The organism is Stenotrophomonas sp. 169 (genome assembly GCF_014621775.1).
In the GTDB taxonomy this organism is placed as follows: Bacteria; Pseudomonadota; Gammaproteobacteria; order Xanthomonadales; family Xanthomonadaceae; genus Stenotrophomonas.
Genome location: NZ_CP061204.1, coordinates 1,053,229 through 1,073,402 on the forward strand (window position 1 = coordinate 1,053,229; position 20,174 = coordinate 1,073,402).

Consider the following 20,174-nt stretch of genomic DNA (forward strand, 5'->3'; position numbering starts at 1 on the left):
TACCGGGGGCTGCATGCAGGCTGCGTCATGACCGTCTCACACGGTGCGAACAGTAAAAGAACAGGCGATCAGGTCCTCACGGCAGACCGGCCAGCCACTCGTCGTCGGAGCCTTCATTGACGTCGGCGAACAACGGCGTGGAGAAGTAGCGCTCCCCGGTGTCCGGCAGCATGGCCAGGATGACCGCGCCCGGTTCGGCGCGGTCGGCCACGTCCAGCGCACTGGCCAGGGTCGCACCGGCCGAAATGCCGACGAAGATGCCTTCTTCGGCGGCCAGCCGACGGGCGGTGGCGATGGCGCGGTCGTCGTCCACCGTCAGCAGCTCGTCCACCACATCGCGGTTCAGTACCTCGGGCACGAAGTCCGGGGTCCAGCCCTGGATCTTGTGCGGTTTCCAGTCGTCGCCCTTCAACAGCGCCGCGCCGGTCGGCTCGGTCGCCACGATGCGGGTCTGCGGACGGGCCACTTTCAGCACCTCGCCCACGCCGGTCAGGGTGCCGCCCGTACCCCAGCCACTGACGAAATAGTCCAGCCGCTTGCCGGCGAAGTCGCGCAGGATCTCCGGTGCGGTCGTATTGCGGTGGTAAGCCGGATTGGCCGGATTCGCGAATTGGCTGGCCAGGAACCAGCCGTGTTCCTTGGCCAGTTCTTCCGCCCGACGCACCATGCCGCTGCCACGTTCGGCCGCCGGCGTCAGGATGACCTTGGCACCGTAGGCGCGCATCAGCTTGCGGCGCTCGATGGAGAACGTCTCGACCATGGTGGCGACGAATTTGTAGCCGCGTGCGGCGGCCACCATGGCCAGTGCGACGCCGGTGTTGCCCGACGTGGCTTCCACGATCGTGTCACCGGGCTTCAGTACACCGCGCTGCTCGGCGTCGAGAATGATTGCCAGCGCCAACCGGTCCTTCACCGAGCCGCCCGGATTGAACGATTCCACCTTTGCGTACAAGGTGACGTGGTCCGGTGCCAGGCGCTGCAGCCTGACGATGGGGGTGTTGCCAATGGTGTCGAGGATGGAATCGTACAGGGCCATGGGGCGCTCCGGGGACGTGCCGCGCCATGCGCGGAGGGAAAGGAAAGGCGGTGGATGCTGCCATCCGCCCTGGCCGGTTGACCGTAGCGCTGCCATATGACAGCAGGAAATGACCAGATACCTGTCTTAAACAACATTTGGTTATAAGCTGGTGATGACATCTGCCCTACAGTGGATCTCTCCTCCCTTTCCCACCTGCCCGCACCGTCATGACGCTCACCCAGCTTCGCTATCTGGTGGCCATTGCCGACGCCGAGTTGAACATCACGCTCGCCGCGTCACGCGTGCATGCCACCCAGCCCGGTTTGTCCAAGCAGCTCAAGCAGCTGGAAGACGAGCTGGGTTTCCTGTTGTTCGTGCGCCGGGGCCGAAGCCTCGAATCGGTGACACCGGCCGGGGTTGAGGTGATCAGCCGCGCCCGCGCGGTGCTGGGCGAGGCCAACAACATCCGCACCTATGCGGCCAACCAGCGTCGCGAAAGCCAGGGGCAACTGGTGTTGACCACCACCCACACGCAGGCGCGCTTCGTGCTGCCGCCGGCGGTGGCGCGGATCAAGCAGGCCTATCCGCAGGTCAGCGTACACCTGCAGCAGGCCGCCGAAAGCGATGCGCTGGACCTGCTCAGCCAAGGGGACGCGGACATTGCGATCATCAGCACGGCCGGTGGTGAGCCCAGTGCAGGCATCGCCGTGCCGCTGTACCGCTGGCGCCGGCTGGTGCTGGTGCCGAAGGGCCACCCGCTGGACCGGACCGGACGCGCGCCGGACCTGGCGGACCTGGCGGCGCACCCGCTGGTCAGCTACGAATCCTCCACGCGCACGGCCTCGTCCCTGCAGCGTGCATTCGCCGGCTCCGGGCTCACGCCGGACATCGCGCTGACGGCGCTGGATGCAGACCTGATCAAGACCTATGTGCGCAGCGGGTTGGGCGTGGGATTGCTGGCTGAAATGGCCGTGAGCGCCGCCGATCACGATCTGCGTGCCTGGGTTGCCCCTGCACCGATCGCCGAGTGCATTGCCTGGGCCGTGCTGCCGCGCGACCGTGTGCTGCGTGATTACGCGCTGGAACTGGTGCACGTACTGGCACCGCAGATCGACCCCCGCGACCTGCGCCGCGTGCTGGACGGCAACCAGGCGCCTGCGTGGCCGCTGCCGCCGACCTGGGAATCGCTGACCCAGACCATCACCTCCTGAGGAAGCCCGGTAGTGACGGCCGCTGGCCGTCAGCCCCGGGGTCGCATCCCCGGCCCCACCCGTCAGCCGCCGACAGGCTCCATCGGCGTCAATCGGGGCATCGCGGCTTCGATCACCTCGCCGATGCGCAGGACGTCCTGCTCATGGAACCGCCTGCCCATCAGCTGCACGCCAGTGGGCAGACCCTCGGCCAGCCCGGTTGGCACGACCAGCGACGGGAAGCCCAGCACAGGTAACGCCATCAACGGCCAGCCGGATGCGATGGCCATACGTGCCGCCGGCAGCGAGGCGTAATGCTGACCGTGCAGCATCGGTTCGTCGTTGGCGACGGGCAGCAGAAGGATCGGATAGGACTGCAGCGTCTGTTGCACGCGGCCGATCAGCGCGGCCCTGCGTGTGTAGCCACGGATGTAGTCGGACAGGGTGGGATGCGGCCCCCACATTTCGGCGGCGATGGCGTAGTTGTAGCGAATCCACGCCTTGATGGGTGCGTCACCATCGCGCTCGATGTCCGGCAACAAGGCACGCGTTTCCTCCATCACCAGCAACCACCACAACCGCCACGCCTCTTCCAGTTCCGGCACGCGCAGTTCCTGCACCCGGTAGCCGGCGGCCTGCAAGGCAATCACGGCCCGTTCCAGTGCCGCGCTCACCGTGGCCGAGCGGGGACAGATGGCATCCTCGCGCAACACCCCGATCACCGGAGGCTGGCTGCCGGTACTGCCCGGGAAGGGCAGTGGGATCGATCCGGCGACGCGCGGATCGAAACCGCTGAACCCGTCCAGCATCAGGCGAAGATCGTCGACGCACCGTGCGATAGGGCCCTCGACCAACATCAGTTGCAGCCCCAGCGCGTCCTCGCCACGGACAGGACTGAACAGGCCAGGGATCCGGCCAGGGGTGGGGCGCAGGCCCGGAACGCCGCAACAGTAAGCGGGGTAGCGGATGGATCCGCCGATGTCGTTGCCCTGCGCCAGCGGCACCATGCCGGTCGCCACCGCGCAGGCCGCGCCGCCGCTGGATCCCCCGGGTGTATGCAAGGGGCTCCAGGGATTCCACGTGGTGCCATGCAGATCGTTGCGGGCATCCCAGCTGAAAGAAAAACAGGGGGTGTTGCTGCGGCCCAGCAGGACCGCCCCGGCCTGGCGAAGGCGGGTGATCTGCGGCGCATCGGCGATGGCGACGTTGTCACGCAGTGCAACCACGCCGTTGGTCATCGGTTGGCCGCGCACATCGGTGTTGTCCTTGATGGCGACGGGAATTCCGTGCAGCGGGCCGCTGCTGCGCCCTTCGGTCAGTGCCTTGTCGGCTTCAGCGGCAGCGCGCAGCGCGCCCTCCGCATCGACGAAGTTCAGGGCATTGACGTGTGGATTGACCTCGTCGATCCGACGCAGGCAACTGCGCACCAGCGCCGTCGACGTCAGCGTGCCCGCCCGCAGGCGTGTCGCGGCCTGGCGCGCCGTCAGCTGCCAGGGCGCGCGTGCCGGGCTTCGTGGCGTCGCCGCCCCTCTCGCGGTACATGCGGCGGCGGATGCTGCGGCGGCCAGGAACTGTCGACGATTGATGGGTGCCATGGTGAGGGCCTTCCAGGTGGCAGGACACCCTCAACATGGACGGTGCCCGGCGCGCCGGCCAGAGGCACATGCGCCGTTGAGCTGACGCGGCAAGGCCCGACACATCCCGACACATCGCGATACGCCGCGCCAAGCCCTTGCACGGAAAGGGTTCCGGCCGCCACCGCAGGCCGTGCACATGACGGTAAACGCTTGGCACATACGGTCTTCGCACGCTGGCCCCTACACTCGGCGGTCATGCAGAAGGCGGGATCTTTCATGTTGGGACGTTTCGCAATGGGCACGGCTGCCGGTCTTGCCCTGCTGATGGTGGTCGGGTGCAAGGGCGAACCGGAGGCGGCACGCCGCCAGGCTGCCGATGTGCCGGTCACCGCGCAGGTCGTGGAGATGGCCGCGTGGAGCGATACGTTGCAGGCATTGGGCACGGCAAAAGCACGCGAGTCGGTGACCATCACCGCCAAGGTCAGCGAAATCATTGAACAGGTGCACTTTGACAGCGGCCAACAAGTGCGCGCCGGTGCACCGCTGGTGACCCTGCGCGGGCAGGCACAGCAGGCTGCACTGACCCAGGCCCAAGCGACGTTCGCTGAAGCGGATCAGCTGTACCGTCGGCAGCGCGAGCTGGCACAGCAGCGGCTGGTCGCCAGTTCCACGCTGGATACGCAGAAAGCCATCCGCGATTCGGCCGAGGCCCGCGTGGCGGAGATGCAGTCCGAGATCGGTGACCGCAACGTGCGCGCGCCCTTCGCTGGCGTGCTCGGCATCCGCCAGGTAAGCCCCGGCTCGCTGGTCACCCCGACCACCGCCATCGCCACGCTGGACGACATCGAGCGCATGCACGTGGATTTCCAGGTGCCCGAGTCCGAGCTGTCCTCGCTGGCCAACGGCAACAAAGTGGAAGCCACCAGTGTGGCGTGGCCGGGCCGTACGTTCGAAGGTGAAGTGACCACCATCGATGCCCGCGTCGATCCGTCCACACGTGCGGTGACCGTGCGCGCCGATTTCGCCAACGGCGACCACGCGCTGCGCCCCGGCATGCTGCTGGACGTGAACATCTATCGCCCGGAACGCCAGGCGCTGATCGTGCCGGAGATCGCGGTGGTGCAGGTCGGACGCGAGTCCTTCGTCTATCGCCTGAAGGCCGACAGCACCGTCGAACGCGCCGACGTGATGACCGGTGCGCGCCGTGCCGGCGTGGTCGAGTTGAAGCAGGGCATCCGCCCCGGCGAGCGGATCATCATCGATGGCACTGGCAAACTGCGGCCCGGCTTGAAGGTGGAGGCGCGCGAGGTCGCGCCCGTCGCGGCGCCGGAACCGGAAAAAATGACGCCTCCGCCGGCGACGCCAGCGCCAGCAGCCGACGCCCCGACGGCACCGGTCACCCCGGTCGCACCGGCGGGTAACGGCGGATGAAACTCTCCAACATCTCCATCCAGCGGCCGGTGTTCGCGGTGGTGATGAGCCTGCTGCTCATCGTGCTGGGCATCATGTCGTTCACCCGGCTGACCCTGCGCGAGTTGCCGGCCATCGACCCGCCGGTCGTGTCGGTATCGGTGGATTACCCCGGCGCGTCGGCGGCGGTGATTGAAAGCCGGGTCACCCAGGTGCTGGAAGATTCCCTGTCGGGTATCGAAGGCATCGACATGATCAACGCGCGCAGCACCAATGGCCGTGCGCAGATCAGCCTGGAGTTCACCAGCAACCGCGACATCGAAGCCGCCGCCAACGACGTGCGTGACGCGGTCAGTGGCGTGGCCGACCGCATGCCCGACGAGGCACGCGCGCCGGAGATCGAAAAAGCCAACAGCGACGACGAGGCCATCATCTGGTTCAACCTGTCTTCGTCGAACATGGACACGCTGGCACTGAGCGATTATGCCGAGCGTTACGTCGTGGACCGGTTCGCCAGCCTGGACGGTGTATCGCAAGTGCGCATCGGTGGCCGCCAGCGTTATGCGATGCGGATATGGCTGGACCGCGACCAGTTGGCAGCGCGTGGGCTGACCACCGGCGACGTCGAGACCGCCCTGCGCAACGAAAACGTGGAGCTGCCCGCGGGCCGCATCGAATCGGCCGATCGGGACTTCACCCTGCGCGTGGAGCGCAACTACGTGAAGCCTGCGGACTTCGCCACCATTCCGCTGGGCAAGGGCAGCGACGGCTATGTGGTGCGGATGGGCGATGTGGCCAAGATCGAGCTGGCCTCGGCGGAACGGCGCGCCTACTACCGCAGCAACGGCGAGCCCGGCGTCGGACTGGGTATCGTCAAGACCTCCACCGCCAACGCGCTGGACGTGACCCGCTCAGCGCGTGAGCAGGCCGATCGCATCGCCGAAACGCTGCCGCAGGGTACGCAGATCGGCGTCACCTTCGACAACACGACCTTCATCGAGGCCGCGGTTGATCGTGTCTACGCCACGCTGGTGGAGGCGATGCTGCTGGTGCTGGTGGTGATCTGGTTGTTCCTCGGCAGTTTCCGTGCCGCGTTGATCCCGGCGGTGACCGTGCCGGTGTGCCTGGTAGCGGCCTTCATCGCGCTGTACGCGTTCGATTTCTCGATCAACCTGCTCACCCTGCTGGCGCTGGTGCTGTGCATCGGCCTGGTGGTGGATGACGCGATCGTGGTGGTGGAGAACGTACAACGTCGCATCGACCTGGGTGAGCCCCCGTTGGTGGCCTCCAAGCGCGGCACCGCGCAGGTGGCCTTCGCGGTCATCGCCACCACGGCCGTGCTGGTGGCGGTGTTCCTGCCGGTTGGCTTCCTGGAGGGCAATACCGGACGCCTGTTCCGCGAACTGGCGGTGGCGTTGGCGGCCGCGGTCGCGTTGTCCGCCTTCGTTGCGCTGACGCTGACGCCGATGATGGCTTCCAAGCTGCTCAAGCCGCATTCCGGCAAGGCGCCGCGCGGGCTGTACGGCGTGATCAACCGCAACCTGGACAAGCTCGCCAGCGGCTATGGCAATGTGCTGGATCGCCACGTCGACCGCACGTGGGTCTATCTGCTGGTGATGGTCGCCGCGCTGGCGGCAAGCTGGGTGCTGATCAAGTCGCTGCCTTCCGAACTGGCCCCGGCCGAAGACCGCGGCTCGTTCCAGATCATGATCGACGGTCCGGAAGGGGCGGGCTTCGACTACACCGTCGGCCAGGTGCAGCAGGTGGAAGCGATCGTGGCGCGCCATGTAGGCGACGAACAGCCCATCGCCCGCGCCAACCCGCGCGTGCCTGGCGGCTGGGGCTCCAGCGAGGAAATGCATACCGGCCGCATCAGCGTGTTCCTGCAGCCGTGGCGCGAGCGCACGACCTCCACCCCGGAAGTGGCCGACGAACTGCAGAAAGAGCTGGATACCGTGCGCGGCGTGCGCGTGCGCACCCAGGTCGGTGGGGGACTGGTGCGTGGTGGCGGACAGCCGTTCCAGATCGTCCTCGGCGGGCCGGAGTATGCGGAGATAGCGCAGTGGCGTGATCGGGTGCTGCTGCGCATGGCCGACAACCCCGGCCTGGTCGGCGTGGATTCGGATTACAAAGAGACCCGGCCGCAGATGCGCGTGAACATCGACCGCCAGCGCGCGGCCGACCTCGGCGTGCCGGTGACGGCGATCGGCTCAGCGCTGGAAACGATGATGGGCTCGCGCCGCGTCACCACCTTCGTGGACAACGGCGAAGAGTACGACGTGCTGGTGCAGGCTGGCCGCGACGGGCGGGCGACACCGGCCGACCTGGCCGCGATCCGCGTGCGTTCCAGCGGCGGCGAACTGGTGCCGCTCTCCAACCTGGTCACGCTGAGCGAAGTGGCGGAAGCCGGCTCGTTGAACCGGTTCAACCGGCTGCGCTCGATCACCATCAGTGCCGGCCTGGCGCCGGGCTACCCGCTGGGCGAGGCCATCACCTGGGCGCAGGGCGTCACCCGCGAAGAGCTGCCGCAGCACGCGCAGGTGAGCTGGAAGGGCGAATCGCGCGAGTACCTGAGCTCCGGTGGCGCCGTGCTGCTGACCTTCGCCATGGCGCTGCTGGTGGTGTACCTGGTGCTGGCGGCTCAATTCGAAAGCTTCATCCATCCACTGACCATCATGTTGACCGTGCCGCTGGGCGTGCTCGGGGCCTTGGTCGGGTTGTGGGTGAGCGGGGGGACGGTGAACCTGTTCAGCCAGATCGGCATTGTGATGCTGGTCGGCCTGGCCGCGAAGAACGGTATCCTGATCGTCGAGTTCGCCAACCAGCTGCGCGACGAAGGGCGGACGGTGCGCGAGGCGATCATCGAGTCCGCGCGGGTGCGCCTGCGGCCGATCCTGATGACGTCCATCGCCACCGTGGTGGGGGCGATTCCACTGGTCGTGGCCGGCGGCCCTGGCTCGGCCAGCCGTGGCACGATCGGCGTGGTGATCATTTTCGGCGTCACCCTGTCCACCTTCCTGTCGCTGTTCGTGGTGCCGGCGTTCTATGCCCGGCTTGCCCCGTTCACGCGCTCGCCGGAAGCGGTGGCCCGCGAGCTGGAAAAGCAGGAAAAGGACACCCCCTCGGTCGGCGGCCACGCCTGAGAGACCCGGTAATGACGGCCGCTGGCCGTCAGGTTTTCCGGACATTGACGGTCAGTGGCCGTCACTAGCGGCCGTTCGCCAGCTAGAATCAACGCGGTTCCCTTCAGCCGACGGGACGTCCTTTGTTCCGCCGACTGGAGAGAGCGCGTGGAAGCAGCTGTACATTTCATCAACAGCATCATCTGGAGCAAGGCGCTGATCTTCATGTGCCTGGCGGCCGGCCTGTATTTCAGCGTCCGTACCCGCTTCATGCAGCTCCGCGGCTTCTTCGAGATGTGCCGACTGACCGTTGCCGGTGAGAAATCCGACGCCGGCGTCTCGTCATTCCAGGCGCTGGCCATGTCGATGGCCGGCCGCATGGGCATCGGCAACATCGCCGGCGTGGCCACGGCCATCGCCTTCGGCGGACCCGGTGCGATCTTCTGGATGTGGGTGATGGGCTTCCTCGGCGCATCGACGTCCTATATCGAATGCACGCTGGCGCAGATCTACAAGACCAAGGATGCCGAGGGCCGGTATCGCGGTGGCCCGGCGTACTACATCGAAAAGGCCATGGGCCTGAAGTGGTATGCGATGGCCTTCGCCCTGGCCACCATTGTCGCGGCCGGCTTCCTGATGCCTGGCGTGCAGGCCAATGCCATCGCTGACAGCATCATCAATTCCTGCCGCGGCAGCTCGCTGTGCGGTCCGCTCGATGGCCAGGCGTTCGGCATGGACCAGGTGCAGGCGCTGAAGCTGGGTATCGGCATCGTCGTCGCCCTGCTGCTGGGCGTGGTGATCTTCGGCGGCGTCAAGCGCATCGCCAGCTTCGCCGAAATCGTGGTGCCGTTCATGGCCGCCGGCTTCATCCTGATGGCGGTCACCATCATGATCCTCAACGCGGATCGCGTGCCGGAAATGTTCGGCATCATCTTCGACAGCGCGTTCGGTACCCATGCCGCCTTTGGCGCAATGATGGGCCTGGCCGTGGAGTGGGGCGTCAAGCGCGGCATCTACGCCAACGAGGCAGGCCAAGGCACCGGTCCGCACGCGGCGGCGGCATCGGAAGTCTCCCACCCGGCCAAGCAGGGCTACGTGCAGGCTTTCGCGGTCTATTTCGACACCATGATGGTGTGCACCTCCACCGCGTTCCTGATCCTCGCCGCCGGTACCTACAACGTGTATTCGCCCGTTGCTGGCGCCGAGCCGGTGTTCCAGGGGCTGGCGGGGATCGCCGAAGGCGCCGGCTATGCACAGGCCGCCGTGGAAAGCGTGATCCCGGGCTTTGGTGCGGCCTTCGTTGCGGTGGCGATCTTCTTCTTCGCCTTCACCACGATCATGGCCTATTACTACATGGCCGAGACCAACCTCACCTACCTCAACAACAACGCCAAGCGTCCGCTGACGGTGCTGGCCCTGCGCCTGGGCATCATCGGCATGGTCATCTTCGGTGCGTTCCACAACGCGCAGCTGGCCTGGGCGCTGGGTGACATCGGCGTGGGCCTGATGGCATGGCTGAACATCGTTGCCATCCTGATCGTGCAGAAGCCGGCGATGATCGCGTTGCGCGACTACGAGCGACAGAGAAAACTGGGCCTGGATCCGACCTTCGATCCGGTCGCATTGGGTATCAAGAATGCCGATTTCTGGCAGAAGAAACAGGAAGCTGCGTAAGTGAACAATCCTTGGAACAACCGCCGTCCGTCCGCGCGTCCGCCGCGTGCAACGCCGCTGCCGCGTACCGAAGCACCGGCGCCGCCGGGCGGTGGGCGCGGCAACACCGATGAGCTGCGGCTGTTCGGCGTCAACGCGGTGCTGGCCGCATTCAACAAGCGGCCGCAGGCGGTGCGCAAGGTGTACCTGCTGGAGGCGCTGATCCCGCGCATGCAGCCGCTGCTCAAGTGGTGTGTGGCCAATCGCGTCGGCTACCGCGTGGTGGAAGACGGGGACCTCAACAAGCTCTCCGGAACGACCCATCACGAAGGCATCGTCGCTGACGTGCAGCGCTCGCCGGTGCTTACCCTTGAAGCGTGGCTGCAGGATCTGCCCGCGGGACCTGCGGTGGCGCTGTGGCTTGACGGGGTAGGCAATCCGCACAACCTCGGCGCGATCCTGCGTTCTGCGGCGCACTTCGGTGTGGCCGGGCTGCTGTTGCCGGAAACCAGCACGTTGGGCATCTCCGGCGCGGCCGCCCGCGTTGCCGAAGGTGGGGCAGAATCGGTTTCGCTGGTCCGCCTGCCGGCTACCGCCGAGGCGATGCGGATGCTGCGGCAGGCCGGCTTTGGCTTAGCCGCCACGGTGGTGGACGGAGGCACCAACGTGTTCGCCGCCTCGCTGCCGGACCGCCTGGTCTATGTGATGGGCGCGGAAAGCGAGGGCATGGACCGCCAGCTTGCCGCCGACTGCGAACAGCAGGTGTCCATTCCCGGCACCGGTGCCGTTGAGAGTCTCAATGTGGCGTCTGCCACGGCCGTCCTGCTCGCACAGTGGGCAGGCGCACGTAATTCCTGATCCACCGGCCGGTGCTTTCCCTATGCCCCGGGTCGGGGCATAGGAGCAACGTGTAGCAGCACCATCGTGTTGGCAGTCTGCAGGACGATGGCGTTGGCCGGTACATCCGCAGGGATGCACCCCACCGTGTGGGGTGGGGTGATGCGGCGGCCCGGCCGCGATGCGGCCGGGTACTTTTTCAACGCCTGTGGCACGTGTCAGTGTCGGCAGGAGCCGATCGGTCAGCCTTGGTTGGACGCCTCGTCCAATGCCGCCAGCGAGACCGCCACCGGTATGCCCTGCAGCAGCAGATAGTTCGCATCGAACGGCGCGATCAGTACCTGCACGCATGCAATGGACTGCTCTGCCGCCTCCCAGGCCGGCAAGTACTGCGTCTGCCAGACCGTGAGTCCGCTGCGCTTGAAGTTCTCCTGCAGGAACACGATGCGACTGGCCAACGTCGTACCCACCGTACCTTCGCGCATCTGGCCGAAGGGCACGCGGTCGACGCTGGCACAGGAGATCACCTCCTGCAGGTTCTGCAGCGCGAACTGGCGATGTTCACCCTGCAGGAGCGGCACGGACCCCTGCCGACGCTGAGCGGACACGGCATCCCCATCATGGCGACTGGGCGCCCAGGCACTGCCCTCGTGCTGCTGCAGCAGGTGCCGCAATGCGCGCGTCGCGGCGTGTTCCGGGCTGATGCCTGCGCCGGCGGCCACGCACCAGGCATCGGCCGTCGGTCCTTCCGCGCATGCCAGATAGGTCGGCACCGAGCCCTGGCCGGCGATGTCGAACAGGTGCACCGGGCTGCCTTGGCGCTTCGTCGTGGTTTCCCACAGCGCGCGGATCTGTGCTGGCAGGGTGTCGGTATCCACGCGACGCAGGTACCGCCGCTGGCGCAGGCCGATGCCCTGCACCGCGAAGCGTCCCAGCGCCACCTCTTCCTGGGCCGACAACATGCCCTGCAGCAGGGCTTCGTCCTGGGTCGCCCCCGCCGCCACGCTACGGTTGCTGCTATACCGTCCCAGCAGCGTGTAATCGAAGTCGTCATGGACCTTCGTCGGCGAGGATCCGCGCGTCACGTCGTGCAGGTACTGGGCATTCACCAAGGCGGTGGGCACCGGCAGCGAGCGGCTTGCATTCACTTCATGGAACAGGGTGGTCGCGATGCTCGCACGCGGCTGCTCGGCGATCACCGGCATCAGTTCGGAGAATGCCTGCTCTACGCCTGGCAGCGTCAGATAGTCGCTCGCCTTGCACGTCACCATGCGTGATGTATTGGCGTAATCCGCATGAAGCAGCTGGGCGATGGCCGGGAAGAGGGCGCTGCGCAGGGCTTGCGCGTGATCCATGCCGGATCCACACACTTCGATGTCATGTCCGATACGGGCACGCGTCTGCAGACGGACTCTCTCCAGGTGCAGCCCCTGCGTGTCCAGGCAGATCTGCTCATGGTCCACCTTCATCGCGGTGATCAGCTCGCTTGCCGCGTTGTTGGCCACAGCAAACGGAATCTCGCTTTCCAGCCCGGCGACGTCTGCGATCGGTGAGCTGCAGAGGGGCAAAGGACGTGCATTCATTGGTGCGCTCCTGAAGATATCGAGTGGCTGCCTGCATCCGCTGTACGTTGCTGACGTGGGGTCATTGGACGTCGGCGGGGCCAGGCAGGCAGCGGGGTATACCTGGCACCGACGATGCTGCGTTCGTCGTCGTGTCGCAGGGACACTCCGGCCTGGCAGCTTCAGGCGCGGTTTGCCAATGTGCGCGACGACAGACAGCGGCTTGCGTCGCAACCGTTCCTGATCGATGGCGAAAGAGCTGCTTGGGTCAGAAAAACACTTCTGTCGGGGGGAGCAGAAATCTGCATTCGAATGGCGAACCGGGGCGAGCGGGACGTCGGGCAATGCGTCATTTCGTTTTTTTCTCATTGCTGTGTCCGATCACGCTGGGCAACGTGGGGCCACCCACCGGCAGCAAGGAAACACGCAATGAGTATCGAGTCGGCAACAAGCACGATCGTTGCCCTGGTATGGAGTCCCTACCTGGTCGGCCTGTGCCTGGCGGCCGGTCTGTACTTCAGTATCCGGACACGTTTCATCCAGTTGCGTGCGCTGCCGCAGATGCTGGCGCTGATGTTCCAGCACCGTGGTTCCGCGGCGGGCTTGTCGCCGTTCCAGGCGCTGAACATTTCGCTGTCCAGCCGCGTCGGGGTCGGCAACATCGCGGGCGTCGCGATGGCCATCGCGTTTGGCGGGCCGGGCGCGATTCTGTGGATGTGGGTGGTGGCGTTCTTCGGCGCATCCAGCGCCTTCATCGAGTCCACCCTGGCCCAGATCTACAAGGAACGGGACAGCCAGGGCCACTACCGCGGCGGGCCGGCGTACTACATGGAAAAGGGACTGGGACAGCGCTGGTATGCGCTGATCTTTGCCCTGTGCACCGTCGCGGCAGCCGCGATGCTGGCCGGCACCCAGTCCAACGCGATCGCCGGTGCGCTCAACGAAGCGTGGGACGTGCCGGTGGCCGCGACGGCGGTGGCGGTGGTGTCCCTGCTGGGGCTCATCATCTTTGGCGGCGTGCGCCGCATCGCGGTGGTTACCCAGTGGGTCGTGCCGGTGATGGCCATCGCCTATCTTTTGGTTGCACTGGTGGTGATGGTGATGAGCTACGAGCGCATTCCGGAGGTGATCGGCCTCATCGTCCGCAGTGCCTTCGGCGTTGACGCTGCCTTCGGCGCGATGGTGGGCGTGGCCATCCAGTGGGGTGTACGCCGTGGTGTGCTGTCCAACGAAGCCGGCATGGGCAGCGGTGCACATCCTGCTGCGGCCGCCGAGGTCTCCCACCCGGTCAAACAGGGTCTGGTACAGGCTTTTTCGGTCTACATCGACACCATGGTGGTCTGCAGCGCGACGGCCTTTCTGATCCTCTCCACCGGTCTGTACAACGTGTACGATCCCGCGGTGAACGGCGTGCCTGACGAAGCGCGCATGCTGGTCGCCAACCTGCCGGGGATGGAGGCAGGGCCACGATTCGTGCAGCATGCGGTGGAATCGGCGTTGCCGGGCTTCGGCAAATCGTTCGTCGCGCTGGCGATCCTGCCGTTCGCGTTCACTACGATCCTGGCGCTCTATTACATGGGCGACACCAACATCAGTTATCTCTGCCGGAACAAGCCGGCGGCCTGGGTGGTCAACGCCTTCCGGCTGACGTTCCTGGGCATGGTGGCGTATTCCTCGCTGCACAGCGCGACCGTGGCGTGGACCCTGGGCGACATCGGCGTGGGGGTGATGAGCTGGTTGAACATCATCGCCATCCTGCTGCTGCAGAAGCCCGCGTTGGCCGCGTTGCGCGATTACGAGAAAAGCCGCAACGCAGGCATCGACCCGGTGTTCAACCCGCGTGCGATAGGCTTGAAAAACGCACCGTTGTGGGAGCATCCGTAGTCAGGTAGAGCCGGCTTCAGCCGGCTGCCGTTCGCGCGGTCCGACACCGCGTGGCCGCTTCGCTCGCCGACCGTGGGTCGGCGCTACCGGGGCGCGGTCCGGCACCGCGTGGCCGCTGCGCTCGCCGACCGTGGGTCGGCGCTACCGGGGCGCGGTCCGGCACCGCGCGGCCGCTTCGCTCGCCGACCATGGGTCGGCGCTACCGGGGGCTGCGTGGTCCGGTGGATCACTCGTTCGGCGGAACGGTGGCCTTGGCTTCGCTGCCGAATGTGCCGTCGGCATCGGCGGCCAGATAGGCCATCACCGTGTACGCCGCGACGTTCTGCGCCAATGCTTTGGGGTCGATCTTGTCCAACGTATCGTCGGCCGTGTGGTGCAGGTCGAAATAGTCCGTCCCGTCCTGCGCCAGCCAGGCCCATGCGCCGCCCTTGGCCGCAAGCGGGCCGATGTCCGGACCCGGGCCGCCCTTGTCGGCGGCGTACTCGATACCCAGCGGCTTCAGCACCTCGGCAATCTGCCGCGTGGCATCGCGCGAGGCGTCCGGGTTCGGCGAACCGGTGTTGAAGGCGTAGATGCGGCCAGCGCCGAAGTCACTCTCGGCAGCCAACTGGTGCCGCACGACATCCTTCGCGTGCGCCTCGGCATACGCCTTGCCGCCGTAAAGACCCTGTTCTTCATTGGCAAACGCGACGACCCGGATGCTGCGCTTCGGTGCCTGCTTCAACTGGCCGATCAAGTGCCCGGCGGCCATGGTGATGCCGACGCCAGCGCCGTCGTCCACCGCGCCCGTGCCCAGATCCCAGGAATCCAGATGGCCCCCGATGACGACCACTTCCTTCGGCAGCGAGCGCCCGGTTATTTCGCCGATGACGTTGTACGAGGTCGCCGTTCCATCCCAGCCGCAGTCCAGCGCCAGGCTGACCGTGGTGCTGCCCCGTGCAACCAGACGTGCCAACTGGTCGGCGTCAGGCACCGACAATGCCGCCGAAGGGACCGGCTGCAGGCCATCGTCATAGCGGGTGATGCCGGTATGCGGCACACGGTGCGAATCGGTACCGGCGGAGCGCATCAGGAAGCCGACCGCGCCCTTGCGAATGGCTTCGGACGGTCCCTTGCTGCGGATGGCGCCGCCACGACCGTAATCGCGGCCGTCGCGGAACGGCAGCATCTGGTAGTCGACGAAGGCGATCTTGCCCTGCAGCGATCCTGCGGGCGCGGCCTGCAGCGCGGCCAGATCAGCGAAGCGAACCACCTCGGCCTGCACCTTGCCGCCCGGGCTGCCGCCGAGGGCGGTAATCGTCAAAGGCTGTGCGTGCGCGCCCACCACCGCTGCGTGCTCACTGCGGCGCTCCCATTTCGGGAACGTCACCGGTTCCTTCCACACCTTGTCAAAGCCGAGTGCCTTGAATTTGGCTTCGGCCCAGGCAACGGCGCGCGCGTCTGCCTCACTGCCGGCAATGCGCGGACCGATCTCGGTCGTCAGCGATTCCACCACTTTCCAGCCGGTGTCGTCGGCCAGGGCCTGCTCCCGCAGTTCAGCAGCGGTACCCAGCGAGGCGGGGGCCAGCGTGGTGGTATGCGGGGCGGCGAAGGCCGGTGACGCGAGCAGGGCAAGGGAAGAGGCGAGGGCAAGGACGCGGCGACGCATGGACGACTCCAGCAGGGGCATAAGCGTCCGAGCTTAGCAGTGCCGCCGCCCCGCGCATGGGCCCTAGGTCATGGCCATGGGAAATGGCCAGATGAGGAAAAGGGCCAGGTCCGCTCCGGCGGGAGGACGGGCCTGGCCGTGTGCCGCGATCAGTGCTTCAGGTTGTCGCGGATTTCGCGCAGCAGCAGCACTTCTTCGGACGGGCCCTTGGGCGCGGCTTCCTTCTTCTTCGACATACGGTTGATGAACTTCACGACCAGGAAGATGGCAAACGCCACGATCACGAACTGGATCAGGGTATTGATGAAATCACCGTAGCCGATCACCACGGCCGGGATCTCCGTCCCGTCAGCCGCCAAGCGAGCAGGCGCCAATGTCCACGCCAGGTCGGAGAAATCAACTTGGCCGATCACCCAGCCCAGTGGCGGCATGATGATCTTCTCGACCAATGCGGTAACGATCTTGCCGAAGGCCGCACCGATGACAACACCGACGGCGAGATCGATGACATTGCCACGCGTTGCGAATTCCTTGAACTCACTGATGAATCCCATGGAGATCTCCTGATAGGGGGGGGCTGACTGCGAAAAATCCTATCGCAGGCAATGTCAGCCGGCGATGACGCCATGGCGTTCGCCGACATTTTCCAATCGTGCACTGAAACGATCACCGGGTTTCAATGCGGCCACGCCGGACGGCGTTCCCATGAATACCAGGTCGCCTGCGCGCAGCCGCCACAGCTGCGACAGCTCATGCAGAATTTCCGGGACGCTCCAGATCATCTGGTCCAGCAGCGATTGCTGGCGTACCTCGCCGTTGATTTCCAGCGACAGGTTCAGCGCGGCGAGGTCACCGACTTCACCGGCATGCACGATCTCGCTGATCGGCGCCGAGGCGTCGAACCCTTTCGCGGTGTCCCACGGGTGACCCTTCTGCTTGGCCGCGGCCTGCAGGTCACGACGGGTCAGGTCCAGGCCTACGGCATAGCCGTACACCAATGCCTGCGCCTGCTCGATGGGCAGCACGCCTTCCGGCGCATCGCTGCCGATGGCAACGACCAGCTCTACTTCGTGGTGAAGGTCGGAGGTGGCAGGCGGGTAGGGGATGACATCATCGTGGCCGACCACGATGGCGTCGGCAGGCTTGCTGAAGAACATCGGCCGACCCCGCGCCGCGGCATCGGGAACGACGGCGCCCATTTCCTTTGCGTGGTCGGCGAAGTTGCGCCCTACGCAATAGATGCGGTGTACGGGGAACGTGCCGCCACCGACAACCGGGATACGGGGAACAGGATGGGCGGGAATTACATCGGTCATGCGCGCGTCCTAACGATCAGGTCGTCGCAGTGTAGCGCCGCGCCCGGCGAACGTGGCGCCTGCTGGGAGAGGCAGCGCTACGCCATGCCTTATCGAGCGGAGCGGCCTGTCAGTGGGTCGGCAGCGCAGGCTTGCGGACCACGCGGTACTCGCCTTCCACCACGGTGGCATCGGCCACGCGGGTGGGCGCCTTGCGCTGGGCCAGCAGCTTCCACGCCAAGCCGGCAAGGATCATCGCTGCACCGACGAAAACACCCACGAACACCATCACACCCAGAATGGCGACCCCAAGCAGACCCACCGCAACGCGCACCAGCGGGTGACGCGGCTTGCGCGGCGCAAACAGAGTGCGGAATTGGCCGAATTGGAAGGTGCGGTTGATCATGGGTAACTCACTTGGCTGAAATCAGCGAACAACCAGTATCAGGGCGATGCTTCGGCGCATGAGTGAAAAAATCGTTAAGTACGCCGCTCGTTCATTACAGATCAACGACTTGCATTCATGTAACAGCCAGCCATGTGGACAGGCATGCGACAATCAGTGCTTTCCCCGATTCAGAGTCAGAAATGACCGACCAAGCGCTCATCGCAGTCGACAAGATCACCGACGGTGGCTTCGCCGAGGCCGAGGTGGTGATTGACGGGGATGCCGAGTCGCTGGTGCTGTATCGCGAAGGCGACAGCGTGCGGGGGTTCCTCAATATCTGCCCGCACGCAGGGCGCCGGCTGGACTGGGCCCCCGGCCAATTCCTGAAAAGCCGGGAAGGACACCTGGTCTGCGCCGCGCATGGGGCCTCGTTCGCGCTGGACAGCGGGCAATGCGTAGCCGGGCCGTGCAAGGGTGATCGATTGCGCGCGGTCGCCGTGCAGGTGCGCGACGGACATGTCTTCCTGGCATGAACCGCCCGGCGCGCCCGCCCGCACGGTAGAGCCGACTTCAGTCGGCTTCCAACAGCAGAGGTAGAGCCGACTTCAGTCGGCTTCCACAACGGCAGCCGACTGAAGTCGGCTCTACCACCAGCCCCCCCCAGCCAAGCCCCCCAGCAGCCGGCCCTCCAGCAGCCAGCAGCAAGCAGCCGACCCCAACCCCAATCCGGCTCAGAACATGATGTTGATCATCGCCACCACCACCATCGTATAGATCAACGACAGCGGTCCCCCCACGCGCCACAGCTCGCGCGGGGTGTAATTGGCCGGTCCCATGACCATCGAGATCACCGGGTTCGACGCGGTCATCAGGTTGTTAGACGCAGACAACGCCACGATCAGCGCAAACGCGGTCGGGTTGCCCCCAGCCGCCAACGCAAGATTGACCGCGATGGGCACCATCACGATGGTCGCGCCCACGTGGCTGATCACCAGCGAGAACGCGGTCGTCAGCAACGCCAGCGCCACTTCCAGCACCCACACCGGGATGCCCTCGGGCAGTTTGTCGATCGTATGCCCCGCCACCCAGGCCGCTGCGCCGCTGGAATCCATCGCCCAGCCGAGCGGAATCAGCCCGGCCATCATGAATACCGTCTTCCAGTTGATCGATGCGTAGGCTTCGTCCATCCGCAGCACGCCGGTCAGCAACATGCCGGCCACGCCGGTCATCAGGGTCAGCGCCACCGGCAGGTTGGATGTCAGCGCGATCAGGATGGTCAGCGCGAAGATGGTCATCGCCAGCTTGAACTTGTGTGGCCGCTGCTCGCCCTTGGGGTAGTCGGTGACGATGACGAAATCGCGTCCGCGGGCGGCCTGCGCCAGATCGGTCCAGATGCTGTGGAAGACCAGCATGTCGCCGGCGCGCAGCTGCACCTTGCGCACGTCCTCGCGGATCACCTGCTTGTCGCGGTTGATCGCCAGCAGGCTCAGGCCGCGTTCCTTGCGCAGGCGCAGCTCGGCCGCGCTCTTGCCGATCACATCGGAGGTCGGCGGCACCACTGCTTCGGAAATGCCGGCGCGGCTGGGATTGAACAGATCGCCAAGGTGCTTCAGTCGGGAGGACATGCGCAGGAACTGGTTCTGCGCGAAGTCACTGACCAGCCGCCGCGAGCCCATCACCCCGATCACGCTGCCGACCCAGATGCGCATCTCGGCCGGCGGTGCCAAGCGGGTGTCGTTGCCGGTCTTCAACGCCAGCAGCAGCGGCGCATCGTGCAGGGTTTCGGCTTCGCCCAGGGTCATGCCGACCATCGGACTTTCGGCGCTGACCACCAGCTCGAAGACATCGCCTTCGATGCCGTAGGTCTTGGCGAAGTAGCTCTCCGTGCGCGCTGGCGTGACGCCGTCATTGGCCAGCGTTTCTTCTTCCACCAGCTTGCGGTTGCCGTAGAAGTGGAAGTACAGCAGCGAGGCGATCAGCAGCGCGACACCGATCGGCAGCGGCGCGAACATCCGCAGCGGCTCGATGGTGGCCAGGCCGGAGGGCAGGTTGTTGTTGGCCGATGCCAGCAGATCGTTGAGCAGGATCAGCGGCGAGTTGCCCACCATGGTCAGCGCGCCGCCCATCACGATGGCCGCGGCGATCGGCAGCAGCAGCCGCTGCAGGGTCAACCCGGTGCGTGCGGCCAGGCGCGAGGCCACCGGCAGGTACAGCGCCATCACCGACGGGTTCTGCATGAAGGACGAGTTCAAGCCGGAAATGGCCGTGGTCATCAACAGCAGGCGCTGCTCCACCCCATGGCCGCGCCGCAGCAGCCACGCCGCCAGTCGGTTCAATGCGCCAGTGCGGTCCAGACCCGCGCCGAGGATGGTCGTGGCGATGATGCTCATCACCGCGTTACCGGAGAAACCGGCGAAGATTTCTTCCGGCGCGATCAGGCCGGTGACGCCCAGCACGACCAGCACCACCAGCGCCACCACATCGGCGCGGATGCGGTCGAACAGGAACATCGCCATCGTGAAACCGACCAGCCCGAGGACGAGCTTCATGTCGGTTGTCAGCGTCAGCGCGGTTTCCATGGGGGACGCGT

Annotated in this window: 15 protein-coding genes; 7 read left to right on the top strand and 8 right to left on the bottom strand. The window is 66.0% G+C overall.

Annotation, left to right across the window (positions count from 1 at the left end; genetic code table 11):
- Positions 1–76: 76 nt before the first annotated feature.
- Complete coding sequence (gene cysK, locus ICJ04_RS04405; protein ID WP_188326336.1) at positions 77–1,036, bottom strand: cysteine synthase A; 960 nt, start codon at positions 1,034–1,036, stop codon at positions 77–79.
- Between the two features lie 209 nt (positions 1,037–1,245).
- On the opposite strand from cysK, the gene ICJ04_RS04410 reads away from it, so the two are divergent.
- On the top strand, positions 1,246–2,229 hold the full coding sequence (locus ICJ04_RS04410) for a LysR family transcriptional regulator (protein WP_188326337.1): 984 nt from the start codon (positions 1,246–1,248) through the stop codon (positions 2,227–2,229).
- Positions 2,230–2,291: 62 nt separating this feature from the next.
- Here ICJ04_RS04410 and ICJ04_RS04415 read toward each other — a convergent pair whose 3' ends face one another.
- Entirely contained in the window at positions 2,292–3,803 is a 1,512-nt protein-coding gene (locus tag ICJ04_RS04415; RefSeq protein ID WP_188326338.1) for an amidase, read from the bottom strand.
- Between the two features lie 258 nt (positions 3,804–4,061).
- On the opposite strand from ICJ04_RS04415, the gene ICJ04_RS04420 reads away from it, so the two are divergent.
- From ICJ04_RS04420 to ICJ04_RS04435, 4 genes are all read left to right on the top strand, one after another.
- Positions 4,062–5,216 (top strand): efflux RND transporter periplasmic adaptor subunit, encoded by a 1,155-nt coding sequence (locus tag ICJ04_RS04420; protein ID WP_188326339.1) that lies wholly within the window; start codon positions 4,062–4,064, stop codon positions 5,214–5,216.
- Positions 5,213–8,338 (top strand): efflux RND transporter permease subunit, encoded by a 3,126-nt coding sequence (locus ICJ04_RS04425; protein WP_188326340.1) that lies wholly within the window; start codon positions 5,213–5,215, stop codon positions 8,336–8,338. The genes ICJ04_RS04420 and ICJ04_RS04425 overlap by 4 nt, the downstream gene beginning before the upstream one ends.
- Positions 8,339–8,485: 147 nt before the next feature.
- Positions 8,486–9,991, top strand: coding sequence for an alanine/glycine:cation symporter family protein (locus ICJ04_RS04430; protein WP_188326341.1), 1,506 nt, complete (start codon positions 8,486–8,488; stop codon positions 9,989–9,991).
- Positions 9,992–10,828, top strand: a complete 837-nt coding sequence (locus ICJ04_RS04435) for a TrmH family RNA methyltransferase (protein WP_188326342.1) — start codon at positions 9,992–9,994, stop codon at positions 10,826–10,828.
- 221 nt (positions 10,829–11,049) lie between these two features.
- Here the strand turns inward: ICJ04_RS04435 and ICJ04_RS04440 are convergent, their stop codons facing one another.
- A complete protein-coding gene (locus ICJ04_RS04440; protein WP_188326343.1) occupies positions 11,050–12,390 on the bottom strand; it encodes a YcaO-like family protein in 1,341 nt (446 codons plus the stop codon).
- Between the two features lie 408 nt (positions 12,391–12,798).
- Between ICJ04_RS04440 and ICJ04_RS04445 the strand changes: the two genes are divergently transcribed.
- Positions 12,799–14,253 (top strand): alanine/glycine:cation symporter family protein, encoded by a 1,455-nt coding sequence (locus ICJ04_RS04445; RefSeq protein ID WP_188326344.1) that lies wholly within the window; start codon positions 12,799–12,801, stop codon positions 14,251–14,253.
- Positions 14,254–14,479: 226 nt separating this feature from the next.
- Here the strand turns inward: ICJ04_RS04445 and ICJ04_RS04450 are convergent, their stop codons facing one another.
- From ICJ04_RS04450 to ICJ04_RS04465, 4 genes are all read right to left on the bottom strand, one after another.
- Complete coding sequence (locus ICJ04_RS04450) at positions 14,480–15,901, bottom strand: M28 family peptidase (RefSeq protein WP_188326345.1); 1,422 nt, start codon at positions 15,899–15,901, stop codon at positions 14,480–14,482.
- Between the two features lie 149 nt (positions 15,902–16,050).
- Positions 16,051–16,455, bottom strand: coding sequence for a large-conductance mechanosensitive channel protein MscL (gene mscL, locus ICJ04_RS04455; protein ID WP_188326346.1), 405 nt, complete (start codon positions 16,453–16,455; stop codon positions 16,051–16,053).
- Positions 16,456–16,509: 54 nt separating this feature from the next.
- A complete protein-coding gene (locus tag ICJ04_RS04460; RefSeq protein WP_188326347.1) occupies positions 16,510–17,217 on the bottom strand; it encodes a fumarylacetoacetate hydrolase family protein in 708 nt (235 codons plus the stop codon).
- Between the two features lie 109 nt (positions 17,218–17,326).
- Positions 17,327–17,602: a hypothetical protein gene (locus ICJ04_RS04465; RefSeq protein WP_188326348.1), complete on the bottom strand. Its 276-nt coding sequence runs from the start codon at positions 17,600–17,602 to the stop codon at positions 17,327–17,329.
- Positions 17,603–17,784: 182 nt separating this feature from the next.
- On the opposite strand from ICJ04_RS04465, the gene ICJ04_RS04470 reads away from it, so the two are divergent.
- On the top strand, positions 17,785–18,117 hold the full coding sequence (locus tag ICJ04_RS04470) for a Rieske 2Fe-2S domain-containing protein (RefSeq protein WP_188326349.1): 333 nt from the start codon (positions 17,785–17,787) through the stop codon (positions 18,115–18,117).
- A 198-nt stretch (positions 18,118–18,315) separates the two neighbouring features.
- Here the strand turns inward: ICJ04_RS04470 and ICJ04_RS04475 are convergent, their stop codons facing one another.
- Positions 18,316–20,163 (bottom strand): SLC13 family permease, encoded by a 1,848-nt coding sequence (locus ICJ04_RS04475; protein WP_188326350.1) that lies wholly within the window; start codon positions 20,161–20,163, stop codon positions 18,316–18,318.
- Positions 20,164–20,174: the final 11 nt, after the last annotated feature.

Bases quoted from the DNA above. Each gene is read 5' to 3' on its own strand.
- ICJ04_RS04410 (WP_188326337.1), top strand. From the start codon at position 1,246: ATGACGCTCACCCAGCTTCGCTATCTGGTGGCCATTGCCGACGCCGAG.
- ICJ04_RS04465 (WP_188326348.1), bottom strand. From the start codon at position 17,602: ATGATCAACCGCACCTTCCAATTCGGCCAATTCCGCACTCTGTTTGCG.
- ICJ04_RS04440 (WP_188326343.1), bottom strand. From the start codon at position 12,390: ATGAATGCACGTCCTTTGCCCCTCTGCAGCTCACCGATCGCAGACGTC.
- ICJ04_RS04445 (WP_188326344.1), top strand. From the start codon at position 12,799: ATGAGTATCGAGTCGGCAACAAGCACGATCGTTGCCCTGGTATGGAGT.
- ICJ04_RS04460 (WP_188326347.1), bottom strand. From the start codon at position 17,217: ATGACCGATGTAATTCCCGCCCATCCTGTTCCCCGTATCCCGGTTGTC.
- mscL (WP_188326346.1), bottom strand. From the start codon at position 16,455: ATGGGATTCATCAGTGAGTTCAAGGAATTCGCAACGCGTGGCAATGTC.
- ICJ04_RS04425 (WP_188326340.1), top strand. From the start codon at position 5,213: ATGAAACTCTCCAACATCTCCATCCAGCGGCCGGTGTTCGCGGTGGTG.
- cysK (WP_188326336.1), bottom strand. From the start codon at position 1,036: ATGGCCCTGTACGATTCCATCCTCGACACCATTGGCAACACCCCCATC.
- ICJ04_RS04470 (WP_188326349.1), top strand. From the start codon at position 17,785: ATGACCGACCAAGCGCTCATCGCAGTCGACAAGATCACCGACGGTGGC.
- ICJ04_RS04420 (WP_188326339.1), top strand. From the start codon at position 4,062: ATGTTGGGACGTTTCGCAATGGGCACGGCTGCCGGTCTTGCCCTGCTG.
- ICJ04_RS04475 (WP_188326350.1), bottom strand. From the start codon at position 20,163: ATGGAAACCGCGCTGACGCTGACAACCGACATGAAGCTCGTCCTCGGG.
- ICJ04_RS04450 (WP_188326345.1), bottom strand. From the start codon at position 15,901: ATGCGTCGCCGCGTCCTTGCCCTCGCCTCTTCCCTTGCCCTGCTCGCG.
- ICJ04_RS04415 (WP_188326338.1), bottom strand. From the start codon at position 3,803: ATGGCACCCATCAATCGTCGACAGTTCCTGGCCGCCGCAGCATCCGCC.